The organism is Pantoea sp. X-Soil-ISGK-275, assembly GCF_059730795.1.
Genome location: NZ_AP035976.1, coordinates 1051248 through 1065846 on the forward strand (window position 1 = coordinate 1051248; position 14599 = coordinate 1065846).

Annotated in this window: 16 protein-coding genes; 9 read left to right on the forward strand and 7 right to left on the reverse strand. The window is 57.2% G+C overall.

Annotated features, from left to right (window positions below; translation table 11 throughout):
* Window positions 1-113 precede the first annotated feature (113 nt).
* Window positions 114-1493, reverse strand: coding sequence for an ATP-dependent RNA helicase DbpA (gene dbpA, locus AC6I8A_RS04755; protein ID WP_008105991.1), 1380 nt, complete (start codon window positions 1491-1493; stop codon window positions 114-116).
* 398 nt (window positions 1494-1891) lie between these two features.
* Between dbpA and AC6I8A_RS04760 the strand changes: the two genes are divergently transcribed.
* Window positions 1892-2089, forward strand: coding sequence for a hypothetical protein (locus AC6I8A_RS04760; protein WP_256695734.1), 198 nt, complete (start codon window positions 1892-1894; stop codon window positions 2087-2089).
* A 164-nt stretch (window positions 2090-2253) separates the two neighbouring features.
* Here the strand turns inward: AC6I8A_RS04760 and AC6I8A_RS04765 are convergent, their stop codons facing one another.
* On the reverse strand, window positions 2254-3615 hold the full coding sequence (locus AC6I8A_RS04765) for an amidohydrolase family protein (protein WP_497818108.1): 1362 nt from the start codon (window positions 3613-3615) through the stop codon (window positions 2254-2256).
* An 88-nt stretch (window positions 3616-3703) separates the two neighbouring features.
* A complete protein-coding gene (locus tag AC6I8A_RS04770) occupies window positions 3704-4564 on the reverse strand; it encodes a LysR family transcriptional regulator (protein ID WP_479490101.1) in 861 nt (286 codons plus the stop codon).
* A gap of 87 nt (window positions 4565-4651) precedes the next feature.
* Here AC6I8A_RS04770 and AC6I8A_RS04775 point away from each other — a divergent pair, with 87 nt between their 5' ends.
* From AC6I8A_RS04775 to yniD, 5 genes are all read left to right on the forward strand, one after another.
* Window positions 4652-5824 (forward strand): cyanate transporter, encoded by a 1173-nt coding sequence (locus AC6I8A_RS04775; RefSeq protein ID WP_293791627.1) that lies wholly within the window; start codon window positions 4652-4654, stop codon window positions 5822-5824.
* A 176-nt stretch (window positions 5825-6000) separates the two neighbouring features.
* On the forward strand, window positions 6001-6744 hold the full coding sequence (gene lldR, locus AC6I8A_RS04780) for a transcriptional regulator LldR (RefSeq protein WP_293791628.1): 744 nt from the start codon (window positions 6001-6003) through the stop codon (window positions 6742-6744).
* A 23-nt stretch (window positions 6745-6767) separates the two neighbouring features.
* Window positions 6768-7958, forward strand: a complete 1191-nt coding sequence (lldD, locus tag AC6I8A_RS04785) for an FMN-dependent L-lactate dehydrogenase LldD (protein WP_192236739.1) — start codon at window positions 6768-6770, stop codon at window positions 7956-7958.
* Between the two features lie 62 nt (window positions 7959-8020).
* Window positions 8021-8449, forward strand: a complete 429-nt coding sequence (locus AC6I8A_RS04790) for an OsmC family protein (RefSeq protein WP_154183140.1) — start codon at window positions 8021-8023, stop codon at window positions 8447-8449.
* A 79-nt stretch (window positions 8450-8528) separates the two neighbouring features.
* Entirely contained in the window at window positions 8529-8636 is a 108-nt protein-coding gene (gene yniD / locus AC6I8A_RS04795) for a small membrane protein YniD (protein WP_021507251.1), read from the forward strand.
* Window positions 8637-8750: 114 nt separating this feature from the next.
* Here the strand turns inward: yniD and AC6I8A_RS04800 are convergent, their stop codons facing one another.
* Together AC6I8A_RS04800 and AC6I8A_RS04805 are read right to left on the reverse strand one after the other, a co-directional pair.
* A complete protein-coding gene (locus AC6I8A_RS04800) occupies window positions 8751-8984 on the reverse strand; it encodes a hypothetical protein (protein WP_008106011.1) in 234 nt (77 codons plus the stop codon).
* Window positions 8985-9095: 111 nt separating this feature from the next.
* Complete coding sequence (locus AC6I8A_RS04805; protein ID WP_007887091.1) at window positions 9096-9266, reverse strand: hypothetical protein; 171 nt, start codon at window positions 9264-9266, stop codon at window positions 9096-9098.
* Between the two features lie 213 nt (window positions 9267-9479).
* Here AC6I8A_RS04805 and AC6I8A_RS04810 point away from each other — a divergent pair, with 213 nt between their 5' ends.
* Complete coding sequence (locus tag AC6I8A_RS04810; RefSeq protein ID WP_008106014.1) at window positions 9480-9647, forward strand: hypothetical protein; 168 nt, start codon at window positions 9480-9482, stop codon at window positions 9645-9647.
* A gap of 33 nt (window positions 9648-9680) precedes the next feature.
* Here AC6I8A_RS04810 and AC6I8A_RS04815 read toward each other — a convergent pair whose 3' ends face one another.
* Window positions 9681-10061 (reverse strand): winged helix-turn-helix transcriptional regulator, encoded by a 381-nt coding sequence (locus tag AC6I8A_RS04815; protein WP_265299867.1) that lies wholly within the window; start codon window positions 10059-10061, stop codon window positions 9681-9683.
* A gap of 99 nt (window positions 10062-10160) precedes the next feature.
* On the opposite strand from AC6I8A_RS04815, the gene AC6I8A_RS04820 reads away from it, so the two are divergent.
* Window positions 10161-10892, forward strand: a complete 732-nt coding sequence (locus tag AC6I8A_RS04820; protein WP_312184723.1) for an SDR family NAD(P)-dependent oxidoreductase — start codon at window positions 10161-10163, stop codon at window positions 10890-10892.
* 41 nt (window positions 10893-10933) lie between these two features.
* On the opposite strand, the gene AC6I8A_RS04825 is transcribed toward AC6I8A_RS04820, so the two are convergent.
* A complete protein-coding gene (locus tag AC6I8A_RS04825) occupies window positions 10934-11581 on the reverse strand; it encodes a CPBP family intramembrane glutamic endopeptidase (protein ID WP_008106020.1) in 648 nt (215 codons plus the stop codon).
* Window positions 11582-11799: 218 nt separating this feature from the next.
* Here AC6I8A_RS04825 and AC6I8A_RS04830 point away from each other — a divergent pair, with 218 nt between their 5' ends.
* On the forward strand, window positions 11800-14385 hold the full coding sequence (locus tag AC6I8A_RS04830; protein WP_479490098.1) for a bifunctional diguanylate cyclase/phosphodiesterase: 2586 nt from the start codon (window positions 11800-11802) through the stop codon (window positions 14383-14385).
* Window positions 14386-14599 lie beyond the last annotated feature (214 nt).

Consider the following 14599-nt stretch of genomic DNA (forward strand, 5'->3'; position numbering starts at 1 on the left):
GTAAAGGGCAGGGCAATATCGCCGTGATTAACTTATCGGCAGAAGAGAAAAAAAATGAAGGGGAGATAACGGAAATTTTAGCGTGAGAGCGATCGCCCTCACGCGGGTACGATTTATTTCAACAGAATGGCGCGCACGCTTTTACCTTTGATCTTGCCCTCTTTCAGCTTGATCAGCGCTTTCTTCGCCTGAGCGGCGTCGATAGCAACATAGGCGTGCGTGGCCGTCATATCGATCTTGCCGATCTGATCGCCGCTGAAACCGGCTTCGCCGGTCAAGGCACCCAGAATATCGCCGGGACGGATTTTGGCTTTGCGGCCACCATCAATGCACAGCGTCATTTTGGTCGCCGGCAGCGATTTGGCGCTGGTGCCTTTCAGCGTGCTGGAGGAAACCCAGTTAAGCTTCTGCTGCAGATACTCTTCCAGCGCATTGGCGCGCACCATTTCATCGGGGGCGACAAAGCTCACCGCCAGACCTTTCTCACCCGCACGACCGGTGCGGCCGATACGGTGAATGTGCACTTCCGGATCCCACGCCAGCTGGAAATTCACCACCAGCGCCAGCGATTTGATATCCAGGCCGCGCGCGGCGACATCGGTGGCGATCAATACGCGGATGCTGCCGTTGGCGAAGCGAATCAGCACGCGCTCACGATCGCGCTGCTCGAGATCGCCATGCAGCGCTAACGCACTAATATCACGTTCGTTGAGCGCGGCGGCCACGTCGTCACACTCGCGCTTGGTGTTACAGAACACCACGCAGGAGGCCGGTTGCTGCTGGCTGAGCAGCGCGCCGAGTAGGCTGTGACGCTCTTTGGCACTGGCTTCAATAAACTGCTGCTCAATGGTTGGTAACTCGGTTTTGTCTTCGGTGGCGACCGCCAGCGCATCGCGCTGAAAACGCTGGCTGAGGCTGGCGATGGTATCCGGCCAGGTCGCAGAGAACAGCAGCGTCTGGCGCGTTTCCGGCGTAAAGCCGATGATCGCTTCCATATCGTCGCGGAAGCCCATCTCCAGCATGCGATCGGCTTCATCCAGCACCAGCGTTTGCAGCTGGCTGAGATCGAGGTTGTCGCGCTTCAGGTGATCGAGCAAACGGCCCGGCGTGCCGACCACAATGTGGGGCGCATGCACTAAGGAATCGCGCTGCGCGCTCATTGGCTGGCCGCCGCACAGCGTCAGAATTTTGATATTGCGCGTAAAACGCGCCAGCTGGCGCAGCACGTTACTGACCTGATCGGCCAGTTCACGCGTCGGGCACAGAATCAGCGCCTGGGTGTGGAACTGGCTGTTGTCGATGCGGTTCAGCAAGCCCACGCCAAAGGCGGCGGTTTTGCCACTGCCGGTTTTCGCCTGCGCACGCACGTCGCGCCCTTCCAGAATCGCGGGCAGGGAAGCAGCCTGAATCGGCGTCATGGCGTCGAAACCCATCTCGCGCAGGTTATCGAGTTGGCTGGCGGGCAGTTGCGTCAGGGTAGAAAAAGCAGTCACGGGAAAGTCTCTAATTGCGGGTAGGATTGCGGCGGTCAGTCTGGCAGAAAGGGGCGTGATCGGCAATGGCAAAAGCGCCGCTGGTTCCTACTTGAAATCAGTAAGCGTTATACCAGACTTGTCTCTTTTTTAGGCATTCAATGGTGCGAAGTTCTAATGCTTTTAAGGTTGATTTAATCCTGAGAAGTTGCGTTAAAAAAAGACATCTTTAACGAAAAGGGAGAATTAGCGTTGTGAAACAACTGTTATCACGTCTTTTGGCACCCTTTTTAGAGGTGTCTCGCTAATGAATGGCTGCGGTTAGGTAAAATTCTGATTAAAACGAATGGCTGATTTGCTTTATATTTAGCGCGCCATTTGGCTAATTATTAAAAACCCATAATATTTCAGAGGTCATTTTGAGTCATTCTGTCCAGGGACAAAACGAAGACATTCTGAAAATCGTCGGCCGCGCCGTGTTAACGCTGCATGTGCATGGAGAAACCTTATCCTCGGATAAAGTGAGTTCCATGATTGCCTGTTACGCGGAAGAAGAGCCTGTCCGTGACGATGAAAACCAGCGGCTGTACGCGTTGGCGATTCAGATGCTTTCGTAAAATCCAGCACTCATCGGGCGTGCGCATGCCGCCCTGTTTATGTCGTACGTAAAGCCTCCTTGCGGAGGCTTTTTTGTTGGGGTGGTGCGGCCATTGAGATGGTCGCCATGTAAACGGTGCGTGCATTGAGACGGTCGCCATGAATGGCGACCCTACGGGTAACATCAGGCGCTGAATACGGGCAACCCGCGGTGGAAGGTGGCGCGTACCGGGGAGATGCGGGCGACGGCTTCGGCGGAGCAGCTGGCCTCGACCAGCATCATGCTGGCTTCATCGTTGACCTTCGGCCATTGTCGCTCGCCCTGATTCGACAGCGGCAAAATCCCGCCGGTGGCGATATGCAGCGCGCGGCTCAAGCCAAACTCATCGGAACCGCGATACAGCTGCGCGTACAAATTGGCTTTTTCCAGCATGCTGCCGGTGCCAAACGGTGACCAGTGGTCGATCACGCTGTCGGTACCGGTCATCACCGTGATGCCCGCCGCCTGCAACTGCGGCAGCGGCATGGTCAGTTTGCCAATTGGAATGGTCGAGGCCACGCTCATCTGCTGTTCGGCCATGCCGGCGATCATCTGATCCAGCGCTTTGCCTTCCAGCGTGCCAAGCGCAAAGCCGTGGCTCAGCGTCACTTTGCCCTTGAGCTGCGGGTTTTTCGCGATGGTATCGATCATGTACTGAATCGCCGCCACGCCGGATGGCGAGGTTTCATGCAGATGGATATCCACGCCGCGCTGGAAATCAAGGGCGATCTGGAACATCGCATCCAGCGACGCCTGCATCGCGCCATCCACGTTGGTGGGATCGAGCCCGCCGACAAACTGCACACCCATCTGCATCGCTTCACGCATCAAGCCATCAACCTTCGAGTGCAGCAAACCGTGCTGCGGGAAGGCAACGATTTCACACGGGAATTCCGGATGATTCGCCAGCGCCAGCTTGAGGTGCTCAAGGCTTTTCAGGCCGCTAACCGGATCGATGTTGCAGTGGCTGCGCGCTTCGGTGGTGCCTTTGCTGTGCAGCAAACCAATGATCGCTTCCGCTCGCGCCTGCGAGGTCGGCAGCAGTTGCGGGATCAGCACCTGTTCGCGCGCAATCATATCCATGATGGTTTTGCCCTGGCGCGGACGCGGCGCTTCCCACGGGCCACCGTAAAAGGTTTTATCGAGATGGATATGCATGTCGCGGGTGCGCGGCAGCAGCAGGGCGCCGTTGGCATCCCATTGTGGCAAGGCGGCGTTGCGCGCTTTGCCTGCGGCATCGATTGCCGCAAAAGTGCCGTCTTTGATGGTGATGTCGTACAGCGCGGTGCGCGTGGCGATCACCTCTTTACCGTCGCGCTCAAAGCCCTCTTCGAGGCGTACGTTGAGTAGTTGATAATGCGCAACGCGCGGCGGTGGCGTGTGCGGCTGCGGGCTGTTGGCGAGTAGCGGTGAAGCGGGCGCGGCGTAGCTGATACCGGCGGCCAGCAGGCTACCGGCGGCGGTCAGGCTAAGGAATTCGCGACGACTGGGAGAGGTCAGTTGCATCAGAGGTTCCATCAAATGAGAAACGCTTAATCTGGCAAAACTCAACGCAGCGCGCTGCGATATTTGCCACTGGTTAGCAGTGGAAAAATCACTGCCATTGCAACTGACAAAAGGTTACCAGCGCGGCGGCTAACGCCTGCTGTAGATCGTCCTGCGGCGCACGGCAAAACAGCGCCAGTTCAAAATGGTTGATGCTGGGCAAACCATCGGCTTCACCTAATACGCGATGTTCAGGCAAGCGGCAGCTGGCGGGCAGCAGCGTTAAGCCCAATCCGGCGGCGCTGGCGCTGGCGAGCGCCACCAAACTGGCGCTGCTGTAGCTAATGCGCCAGCTGCGGCCAAGGCTATCCAGCGTCTGCGCCATCTCTTCACGATACAAACCGAGCTGCGGGAACACCACCAGCGGCACCGGCGTTTGCTCAAAACAGGGATGTGCGGCACTGTCTAGCCACAGCAGCGGTTCGGGGCGCGCAGCCAGCGGACGTTCGCCGCCTGGCTGCTTGATAAGCATGATATCCAGCTCCTCGCGCTGCCAGGCGCGATGGAGATCGACATACATGCCGCTCATCACATCGAGGCGCAGTTGCGGATGTTCGCGGCTAAATTCGGCCAGCAAGCCGGCGGTCGGCGCGGCGAAATCTTCCGGCACGCCGAGGCGCAACACGCCGTCACGCCATTTATCGCTCAGCACGTCGTGCGCTTCGCCGTTCAGCGCGATGATTCGGCGCGCATAGCCCAGCAGCTTCTCGCCCTCTTCGGTGAGCGCCACCTGATGCGACGTGCGCTGCAGCAGCGGTTTGCCGATCATCTCTTCCAGCCGACGTACCTGCTGGCTGACGGTGGATTGCGACAGATGCACGCGATCGGCGGCGCGGGTAAAGCTGGCGGTTTCGCACACCGCCACAAAACTCAGCAGTTGCTGCGGGGTAAACATCGGCTGACGATTCATTTTTCCACTGGTTGTTATGGTGTTATTTCATTTCCAAATAGTAACGACTGCTGCGATGCTGACAACCTCTTTGCAGCAGGATTGTGTATGAATCGACATTATGACGGATTAACACTCGGCGCTTTGGTGTTGGCTGGGCTGAATATGCGACCGTTACTCACTTCTATTAGTCCATTACTCGGCCAGCTTCGCCAGACGATGGGACTCTCTTCACTGGCGGCCTCGCTGCTGCCTGCGGTACCGATGGTGATGATGGGCGCGGTCGCGCTGCTGAGCGCTTCGCTGATGCAGCGTGTGCCGCTGCAACGCTTACTGCTGGCCGGATTGACGCTGTTGCTGCTGGCGCTGGCGGCGCGAGGCGTGATCCACAGCGGCAGCTGGCTGGTGGTTAGCGCGCTGTTCGGCGGCCTCGGCGTGGGCGTGGTGCAGATGGCGATGCCGGGCCTGATTCGTCAGCGCTTTGCGCAGCGCAGCGCGCCAGTCACCGGATTATGGGCCGGCGCGTTGATGGGCGGCGGCGGTTTGGGGGCAGCGTTATCGCCGTGGCTCAGCGATCATTTTGGCTGGTCGCTGGCGCTGACCGGCTGGGCGCTGCCGGTACTGCTGGCGATTGGATTGTGGCTTTACGTGCGCGTGCCCACCGCCGCCAGCACGGAAAACGTTGCGCTGCCGTCGCTGTGGCGCACGCCACGCGCTTGGACGCTGGCGATCAGTTTTGGCCTGGTGAACGGCGGTTACGCCACCTGTGTTGCCTGGCTGCCGGATGCTTATCATCATCTTGGCTGGTCGGCACAGGCTGGCGGATCGCTGCTTGGCGCGATGATTCTCTGTCAGGTTGCGGGTGCGCTGCTGATGCCACTGCTGGCGCGCAAGGCGGATCGGCGTCCGCAGCTGATTATCAGCCTGGTTTGCCAGCTGATCGGCATGAGCGGTTTTCTGTTTGCCCCGCTGTTCGCACCGTGGTTATGGGCGGCGATTGCCGGATTTGGACTGGGCGCGGCGTTTCCGCTGGCGATGGTGCTGGCGCTCGATCACCTGCCGCATCCGCAGGCCGGTGCGCGGCTGGTGGCGTTTATGCAGGGCGCAGGTTTTATCATCGCGGGTTGCATGCCGTTTATTGCCGGTCAGATGCAGGCGTTGACCCACAGTTTCTCCAGCGTCTGGTTGATGCAGACGGCGGTGACGGTTGGGCTGATCGTGCTGAATCTGCGCTTTCACCCGCGCAGTTATGGTCGGGCCTTTGGCCGGACTACGGCCTAATTGGTCCTACCGCATGGCGCAATTGTGGCCGCGTCGTCACATAACATGAAAAATCCCGCCCGTTTCGTTGCATCGAAATAACAAAGCATTAACCATTCTCCTCCACGAAGTCCGCCACGCTGCATTTTGGTCCTACCAATTTAGCGTGGCGGGTGTGTATCACACAGGATAATGCGATGACGGAAAACACGCTGCGGGCGCGGCTCTGCGCCTGGATTACAGAGCACCAGCTGGAGCCGGGCATGCGGCTGCCGTCCGAACGCGCGCTGGCGGCGGAGTTTGGTTCGTCGCGTTCGTCACTGCGCGAGGCGATCCAGCAACTGATCAGCAGCGGCGTGTTAATCAGTAAACGCGGTGGCGGCACCTGGCTGCGTCAGCCGCCGCAGCCGTGGTCGGAACAGCGTATCGTTGAGCCAATTCGTCAGCTGCTGGCGGAGGATCCTGATTATCGCTATGACATTCTTGAAGCGCGCCACGCGATAGAAGCCAGCACCGCGTGGCATGCTGCGTTGCGCGCCACCGAATCGGATAAAGAGAAGCTGAGCTTCGCCTTTGATGCGCTGCTGAAGATTAAGCACAGCGACGATGCCGATCTCGCGGCGCAGGCCGATCTGCGTTTTCATCTCGCCATCGCCGAAGCCTCGCATAACGTGGTGCTGCTGCAGACCATGCGCGGATTTTTCGATCTGCTGCAATCTTCGGTGCTGCACAGTCGCCAGCGCATGTATACCCAACCGGTGATTTTCAATCGTCTTAACGAACAGCATCAGGCGATATTTGATGCGGTGATGGCCGGTAACGCGGAAGCGGCGCGCCAGGCAGCGATGGATCACCTCGGTTTTGTTCACACCACCATGAAAACCCTGCATGAAGATGAGGCGCGCCAGGCGCGCATTACGCGTCTGCCGGGCCACCCATGACCTCAGCACAAGGAAAATAAGGGATGATCATTTCTGCTGCCAGTGACTATCGCGCCGCGGCGCAACGCATCTTGCCACCGTTCTTGTTTCACTATCTGGATGGCGGCGCCTACGCCGAGCACACGCTGAAGCGCAATGTCGCCGATCTCTCCGACGTGGCGCTGCGCCAGCGTGTGTTGAAAAACATGTCGGAGTTGAGCCTTGAAACCAAACTGTTCAACGAAACGCTATCGATGCCGGTGGCATTAGCGCCGGTCGGCTTATGCGGCATGTATGCGCGACGTGGCGAAGTGCAGGCGGCGCGCGCGGCGGCGCTGAAAGGGATTCCGTTTACGCTCTCCACCGTGTCGGTTTGCCCCATCGAAGAAGTGGCGCCGGCCATCAATCGTCCGATGTGGTTCCAGCTCTACGTGCTGCGCGATCGCGGTTTTATGCGCAATGCGCTGGAGCGCGCCAAAGCCGCTGGCTGTACCACGCTGGTGTTCACCGTCGATATGCCGACGCCGGGCGCACGCTACCGTGATGCGCACTCCGGCATGAGCGGCCCCAATGCGCCGCTGCGTCGTTACTGGCAGGCGGCAACGCATCCGCAATGGGCGTGGGACGTCGGTTTACATGGCCGTCCGCACGATCTCGGCAATATCTCCACCTATCTCGGCAAACCGACCGGGCTGGAAGATTACATCGGCTGGCTGGCGAACAATTTCGATCCGTCGATTTCCTGGAAAGATCTGGAGTGGATTCGTGAATTCTGGGATGGCCCGATGGTGATTAAAGGCATTCTCGACGCGGAAGATGCGCGCGATGCGGTGCGTTTTGGTGCCGATGGCATTGTGGTGTCGAATCACGGCGGGCGTCAGCTGGACGGCGTGCTGTCGTCGGCGCGCGCGTTGCCGGCAATTGCCGATGCGGTGAAAGGCGATATTACCCTTCTCGCCGACAGCGGGATTCGCAGCGGGTTGGATGTGGTGCGGATGATCGCCCTCGGTGCCGACAGCGTGCTGCTGGGACGCGCGTTTGTCTATGCGCTGGCAACGCACGGTCAGCGCGGCGTTGAAAATCTGCTCAACCTGATTGAGAAAGAGATGAAAGTGGCGATGACGCTGACCGGCGCGAAATCGATCAAAGAGATTACCCAGGCTTCACTGGTGCAGGCTAACGCGCTGTTGAGCGAGGCGGGCTTGAGTCCGGCGCGTCCACGCGCGGTGAGCTAATCCAGCAGAATGAGTCATGTTGTCTATACTCAATAGCTGTCGAACATAACAGGAGGAATGACATGACCATTCATAAGAAAGGATCGGCCCATTGGGAAGGCGACATTAAAGGCAAAGGTACGGTGAGTACGGAAAGCGGCGTGTTGAGCAATCAACCTTACGGTTTCAATACCCGTTTTGAAGGCGAGAAGGGCACCAACCCGGAAGAGCTGATTGGTGCCGCACATGCCGCGTGTTTCTCCATGGCATTGTCATTGATGTTGGGCAATGAAGGGCATCCGCCTACAAGCATTGATACCACCGCTGATGTGTCGCTGGATAAAAAGGGCGACGGGTTTGCCATTACCAAAATCGCGCTGACCAGCGCCATCGTATTGCCGGGTATTGATGAGGCGAAGTTTGATGAGATTATCCAGAAAGCCAAAGCGGGCTGCCCGGTCTCTCAGGTACTGAATGCTGAAATCACGCTCGACTACACGCTGAATAAATAATCGCCCAAATGGGTGACCAGCGTTAGAATCAACGGTGCGCCTTAGGGCGCATCGTTGCTTTCTGTCGTCTGGAGGATGCGTGGCAAAAAAACTGGCTGCAACCAAACACTGGAAAATGATCGTGGTGCTGTTGTGCATCTGCGGTGCGCTGATGCTGATTCGCTGGGCGGCGATGATATGGGGATGAAGGAGTGGATCAGCAGTCACAAGCTTGGTGTGTTAGTAATGGTGATTTTGGTACTGGAGTTACTGCATTATCTGCTCACGGCGTCGTGGTTCCCATGGCAGATCGGCTAATCAATCAGGCAAATTCACCGTCTGTCTGGCGTACGTTACGCACGCTGCTGCGCGCAATGCGATAGGCCTTGCGTGGATCGCCTGCCACGAACTCAAAAGTGGGCGAGAAATAGAATGGCAGCCAGCCGCCGAAGCCGCTCTCCCATTCCCAACGTACGGGGCAGGGCCAGAGAATGCCATCATACAAAATGTAGTAAACCCAGCGTCCGTTTGGACGACGGGGGCGAGATGTTTTCATTGGATTCACAACGGTGATAGTGAAAAGCAGCTTATATTTTGAACGCTACAACCCGTTCTTGCAATGCCGTTTGGCTACTATTTGCGCAACTTTAATAAAGCTGGCACCGAATTAACGGTGCACTTCGCCACAAAGTAAGACCACGTTTGGCCGCACTTTATGGATGCGATCGGCCATTTGCTCACAGGCCACTTTGGTCGGATAGATTCGCTCCGAAACCGGTAAGGCATCACAGGCATCATGCCCACACGCGCTCACTAACAAAACAAAACCAATCAGCATAATCAGACTCCTTTAACACCTTCTCGCTGGTACGGAATGTGTGGCTGGTCGTTCCCTTTTTTTGATCCAGTATAGCTAAACGCCTTGAGAGTCAATTATCACCCTGAGCGGCTTTCGTGTCCGGCTCGCAAGATTATACGCATCGCGGTGCGCAACCGTAGCTCAATCTGGGCTAAACTATGCGGCCCTGATAAAAACGATGAGTGAGTTAACATGTCGAACGAAATTGCCCAGCCAGCCAGCAACCCCAAACAAGCCGCCCTACAGCTGGTGATTGAACTGGTGCGCGCCGGAAAACTGAGCCCGCTGCAAGGTGATGCTTCTAACATGATTTCGATCTACGAGCAGTTCAAAAACCATTTCGAAGCGGAAAAAGCGTAATTTTTTTGCCAGCGGTCGCCATGAATGGCGACCCTACGCTGGCTCATCTGCGTGGGTGCGATCGTACGCTTCCTGCGCGCGTTCCAGTGATGGACCATGCTCCAGCGCCCAGTCATACAGCGCGATAAACGGTTGTTGCAGCGTCTGCGCCAGTGGCGTCAGGCTGTATTCCACACCGATTGGCGCTGTGTTTAACACTTCACGATTCACCAGCCCATTGCGCTCCAGCCGCTTTAACGCATCCGCCAACGCTTTATGGGTGATGCCATCCAACCGACGACGAATCTCGTTAAAACGCGACGGCTTAGTACAAAGCACGGTGAGAATTAAAATCGACCATTTATTGGTGATGTGCTCCAGCACCGGCCGGGTTTTTCCTACATCTCTCAAGCTGTTACCGTCGATCTCCGCCATGGCGATATACTCCGCGATATCTGGTATAAATAAAGTGCGTAATTGTTATTAAGTATAAAATATATACCATCGGCTTTCTACCCAAACAGGAGAGAGCAGATGAGCAGACTGGATAACAAAGTGGCGGTGGTTTTGGGCGGCGCAAAGGGAATTGGTCTGGCGATCAGCCAGCGTTTTGCCAGTGAAGGCGCGACAACCTGGTTTACCTCGCGCCGCGATGAAGAGTTACAGGCCGCCAGCAGCAGCATCAACGGCAACGCGCATCCGCTGCGTGCCGATGTGAGCCAGCAGAGCGAACTAACGCGCATTATCGAGACGATCAGGCGCGAATCCGGCCAGCTGGATGTGTTGGTGATCAACGCTGGCATGGCGGAGTACGCCACCATTGATGAGATTAGCGCCGGGCATTTTGACCAAATCTTCGGCCTCAATGTGCGCTCGCCGGTGTTTGCCCTGCAGGCAGCATTGCCGCTGCTGAAGCCCGGCGCCAGCGTGGTATTGATGGGTTCAATTGCCGATGTGATTGGCACTCAGGGTTACGGCGTTTACAGCGCCAGCAAAGCCGCGCTGCGATCTTTTGCCCGCACCTGGACGCGCGAGCTCTCCGCGCGCGGCATCCGTATAAACGTGGTGGCGCCTGGCCCGATCGATACCGATATGATGCAGGCGGCTTCTGAAGAGGTGCGCAACGGCATTACCAGCACCATTCCGCTCAGTAGAATGGGTAAACCCGAAGAAGTGGCCAACGTCGCGCTGTTCCTCGCCAGTGACGAGAGCAGCTACATTGCGGGCGCAGAAATCTGTGTGGATGGCGGTTTGACGCAGGTATAAGCATCATAAATAGCCATCTCAGGATGGCTGTTTTGCTTTGGTCAGGCGAAATACCAGGCCGGCAGGATAGCGATCAGGTTATTCAGCGTGTGCAGGAAAATCGGCAGCGCCAGGCTGTTACTGCGCAAACGCGCATAGCACAACAGCAGGGAAAACAGCGTTAAGGCGACCAGCGTTTCCCAGTGCACATATTGAGTGTGCATCACGGCGAACAGCAGGGAAGTGAGTAGCATGCAGGCAAAACGACTTCTCGGCGCCCACAGCAGAAAACCTTGCAGTAAAAATCCCCGGAACAGCACTTCTTCAAATACTGGCGCCAGCAAGACGGCGGTGAGCAGCAGAATCAGCATCGAGCTGCGCCCCTGCTGCGATTGCGCAATCAGCCAGCCTTCCGGTTGCAGAAACTGCGTCTGCGCCACCATCAATGCAAACAGCAAACCGATAAACAGCAGCGCCTGCATCGGACGCACATACCCCAGCGGAATATCGCTGCGACGCTGACAGTAAAAACGGTACAGCGGATAGATCACCGCAAACTCCACCAGGCAAAGCACTGGCATCAGCAAGCCGTTGGTGCGCAGCATCCCGTAATTGGGAAACAGCGTAACCAACATGGTCACAAGGTAATAGACCACAAAGCTACCCACGTAAAACAGCGTCAACGTAACTTTGTCGGATTGGGTGTCCATAGGCGACTCAGCGAGCAGAGGAGAGCGCATAGTAGCAACGCCGATCATCGCTGTCGAGGTGGCGTGCTGCACATTTGCGCTGCTCAAATATTCCACCAACAAGACTAAATCTGCGGCACTCGGGGCCGATAACCTTTCAAACCCTTACAGGGTGGAGATGTGCGCAGTCTGCGTTGTCATCCGCCTTTTTTGCTGCCTGTATTTCGCGAGCATTGCGCATGAATTCTGAGTTTCACCGGCACGCGGCACTGGCCGCCAGGGCCAACATGGAAGCACACACGGTACGGGTAACGCGGCGCAGCCTGCGCACCTTGTCCTCGCTGCTGTTTGGCGTGCTGCTTCTCTCTGTGGTGATGGTGCTGGTTATCGCCCATCGACAAAATATCGACGCCATCCAGCAGGATGCCAATTTGCTGCGTCAGGCGTGGCAGCAACAGCAGCAGGAGATGATCGTCGATGCGCGCGATTATGCTAACTGGGGCGAAGGCTGGAAAAACCTGCATCTGACAATCAATAAAGTCTGGGCGTGGGACGAAGAGAACTTTGGTCCGGGATTCTACAAGGAGTATCACTACGACGGCGTGTTCGTGGTGGATGGCAAGGGGAAAACCCGTTACGCGGTAATTCGCGGCAAATTATCCGATGTCACGTTAGAAAGCTGGTTAGGCGCACAAAGTGACCTTTTGGTGAGCACGGCACGTACGCTGCATGATGCCGTGGCACGCAATGCAAAGGTGGAGAATCATCCGGCCATTCTGGTGGCCGCGCCGATTACGCCGGGCAAAGTGCCGGATTTGCCGACCATTCCCGGCCCTGCTTCGGTGATGGTGTTCGTTAACATCTTTACCCCAGACAAGCTGCTCTCGTTGGGCAAATCTCTGAATGTGATTGAGCCGCGCATCGCCAGCGATTTAAACGATGCGCTGTTTGAACCTCGGCTGGTTGAGCCGGTGCTGCAGGGCGAGCCGTTGGTGTTACGCTGGCAGCCAAAAAATCCAGGTTTCGGCGTGATCTGGCTGATGATGCCGCTGCTGCTGTTCACCGCGCTGGCGGTGGCGCTGGTGACGCGTCGCGTGCTGCGTCATGCGCTGCACAATGCGGTGATCTCCGATCGGCGTTTTGAAATGCTGGCGATCAGTCAGCGTGAGTTAGCCAACAGCGAAGAGCGTTTTCGCGATCTGGCGGAAGCCGCCTCGGACTGGATTTGGGAAATCGACGATCAGGGCCGTCTCTGCTATCTCTCCTCGCGCTTTGCGGCGGTGACCGGCCATGAAGTGAAAAGCTGGATGGGGCGTCCGCTCGATCAACTGCTGAGCCATCCCAGCCATTCGCTGGTCTCCTGGCTGATGCGCCAGGGCGAAGAGGTGCAGCATGTGCCGTTGCGCTGCCAGTTTATGTCGGCCAACGGCGAGCGCCGCATTGGGCAGTTAATGGCGAAAGCCATTCGGCGTAACGGCCTGCGCTCGGGTTTTCGCGGCACGGTGTCGGATATCACCCACGAAGTGGACGCCGAAGCGCGCATTCAGTTTCTGTCACGTCATGACATGCTGACTGGCCTCGCGAACCGCATGCAGCTGCAGGAGTATTTAACCGCGTATCTGGAGAGCGTTAGCGAGGATGATCCGCTGTTTGTTATCAGTTTCGATCTCGATCAGTTCAAACCGATCAACGATACGTGGGGCCATGCGGTCGGCGATGAAGTGCTGAATGAGATCTCGAAACGGCTGAAAAGCCTGCTGGCGCCGAATGAACTGGCGGCCCGGCTCGGCGGCGATGCCTTTATTTTGCTGCTGCGCGAAAGCACGCGCGCTGGCGTAGAATACCGCTGTCGTGCGCTGCAGCGCATGGTGCATCAACCGATCATCAGCGGCTCGCATCAGATCAGCCTTACCGCCAGCATGGGCATCGTTTCGGCACCGCAGGATGCTGCGCATCCGGAAGCGCTGTTACGCCTGGCCGATATTGCGCTGGCTCAGGCGCGCAGTGCCGGACGCGATCAGTGGGTGTGGTACTCCAGCGATATGGCCAACCATCTGCAGTCAAAACGCGACATGGTGCAGGCAATTGAAGCGGCGCTGCACAATCACGCCTTCACGCTGCATTATCAGCCGCGCTATCAGCTACAAAGTGGACAACTGGCCGGCGCGGAAGCGCTGATTCGCTGGCAGATAGCCGACGATCAGTGGATCACGCCCGATCGTTTTATCCCTTTAGCGGAAGAGAACGGCCTGATTGCGGCGATCAGCGATTGGGTGCTGATGCGTGCTTGCGTAGACGCCCGCGACTGGGGCGATCAGCGCTATGTTTCCGTCAACATTTCGCCGGTGGAGTTTCGTAATAACGATCTGGTGCAGCGCGTGGCGCATGCGCTGGAGGTGAGTGGATTACCGGCTACGCGGCTGGAACTGGAGATCACCGAAAACGTCACTTTTGAAAATCCGGATCGCGCGCTGGAAATCATGCAAGGACTGCGCGCGCTTGGCGTGCGGCTGACGGTGGATGATTTTGGTACCGGCTATGCGGCGTTGGGTTATCTGAAAACCTTCCCGTTCAACGGTCTGAAGATCGATCGTTCATGGATGAAGGAGTTCCCTGAATCGCAGCAGGCACAATCGGTAGTGGCGGGGATAGTCGGCCTGGCACGCGCGTTTGCGCTGACCATTACCGCAGAAGGGATTGAAACCGAAGCACAGCTGAAAGAGCTAAAAGCGCTGTCGTGCGAGGAAGGGCAGGGATATTTCCTGGGCCGTCCCATGCCGCTGGCGGCGTTTAATGCGCGGTTGCAGGAAGAAGTTACATCGTAGGGTCGCCATGTATGGCGACCCTCGTGTGAAACCGCTTAACGCACTCTGATCGCAACAAACGTCATCAGCGCCGCGAAGCCAACAAAAATCACCAGTTCCATAACGCCTCCTAACTAAGAAAATTCTTAGTTAATTGTAGTGTTCCGACGCCTGATGTTCAGACAGTGCGTGCGATTAATCCTAACTTTTGAGAGGAAGATCGTGCTTTAAAGCG

Bases quoted from the DNA above. Each gene is read 5' to 3' on its own strand.
- AC6I8A_RS04765 (WP_497818108.1), bottom strand. From the start codon at position 3,615: ATGCAACTGACCTCTCCCAGTCGTCGCGAATTCCTTAGCCTGACCGCC.
- AC6I8A_RS04770 (WP_479490101.1), bottom strand. From the start codon at position 4,564: ATGAATCGTCAGCCGATGTTTACCCCGCAGCAACTGCTGAGTTTTGTG.
- AC6I8A_RS04775 (WP_293791627.1), top strand. From the start codon at position 4,652: ATGAATCGACATTATGACGGATTAACACTCGGCGCTTTGGTGTTGGCT.
- lldR (WP_293791628.1), top strand. From the start codon at position 6,001: ATGACGGAAAACACGCTGCGGGCGCGGCTCTGCGCCTGGATTACAGAG.
- lldD (WP_192236739.1), top strand. From the start codon at position 6,768: ATGATCATTTCTGCTGCCAGTGACTATCGCGCCGCGGCGCAACGCATC.
- AC6I8A_RS04790 (WP_154183140.1), top strand. From the start codon at position 8,021: ATGACCATTCATAAGAAAGGATCGGCCCATTGGGAAGGCGACATTAAA.
- AC6I8A_RS04800 (WP_008106011.1), bottom strand. From the start codon at position 8,984: ATGAAAACATCTCGCCCCCGTCGTCCAAACGGACGCTGGGTTTACTAC.
- AC6I8A_RS04805 (WP_007887091.1), bottom strand. From the start codon at position 9,266: ATGCTGATTGGTTTTGTTTTGTTAGTGAGCGCGTGTGGGCATGATGCC.
- AC6I8A_RS04810 (WP_008106014.1), top strand. From the start codon at position 9,480: ATGTCGAACGAAATTGCCCAGCCAGCCAGCAACCCCAAACAAGCCGCC.
- AC6I8A_RS04815 (WP_265299867.1), bottom strand. From the start codon at position 10,061: ATGGCGGAGATCGACGGTAACAGCTTGAGAGATGTAGGAAAAACCCGG.
- AC6I8A_RS04820 (WP_312184723.1), top strand. From the start codon at position 10,161: ATGAGCAGACTGGATAACAAAGTGGCGGTGGTTTTGGGCGGCGCAAAG.
- AC6I8A_RS04825 (WP_008106020.1), bottom strand. From the start codon at position 11,581: ATGGACACCCAATCCGACAAAGTTACGTTGACGCTGTTTTACGTGGGT.
- AC6I8A_RS04830 (WP_479490098.1), top strand. From the start codon at position 11,800: ATGAATTCTGAGTTTCACCGGCACGCGGCACTGGCCGCCAGGGCCAAC.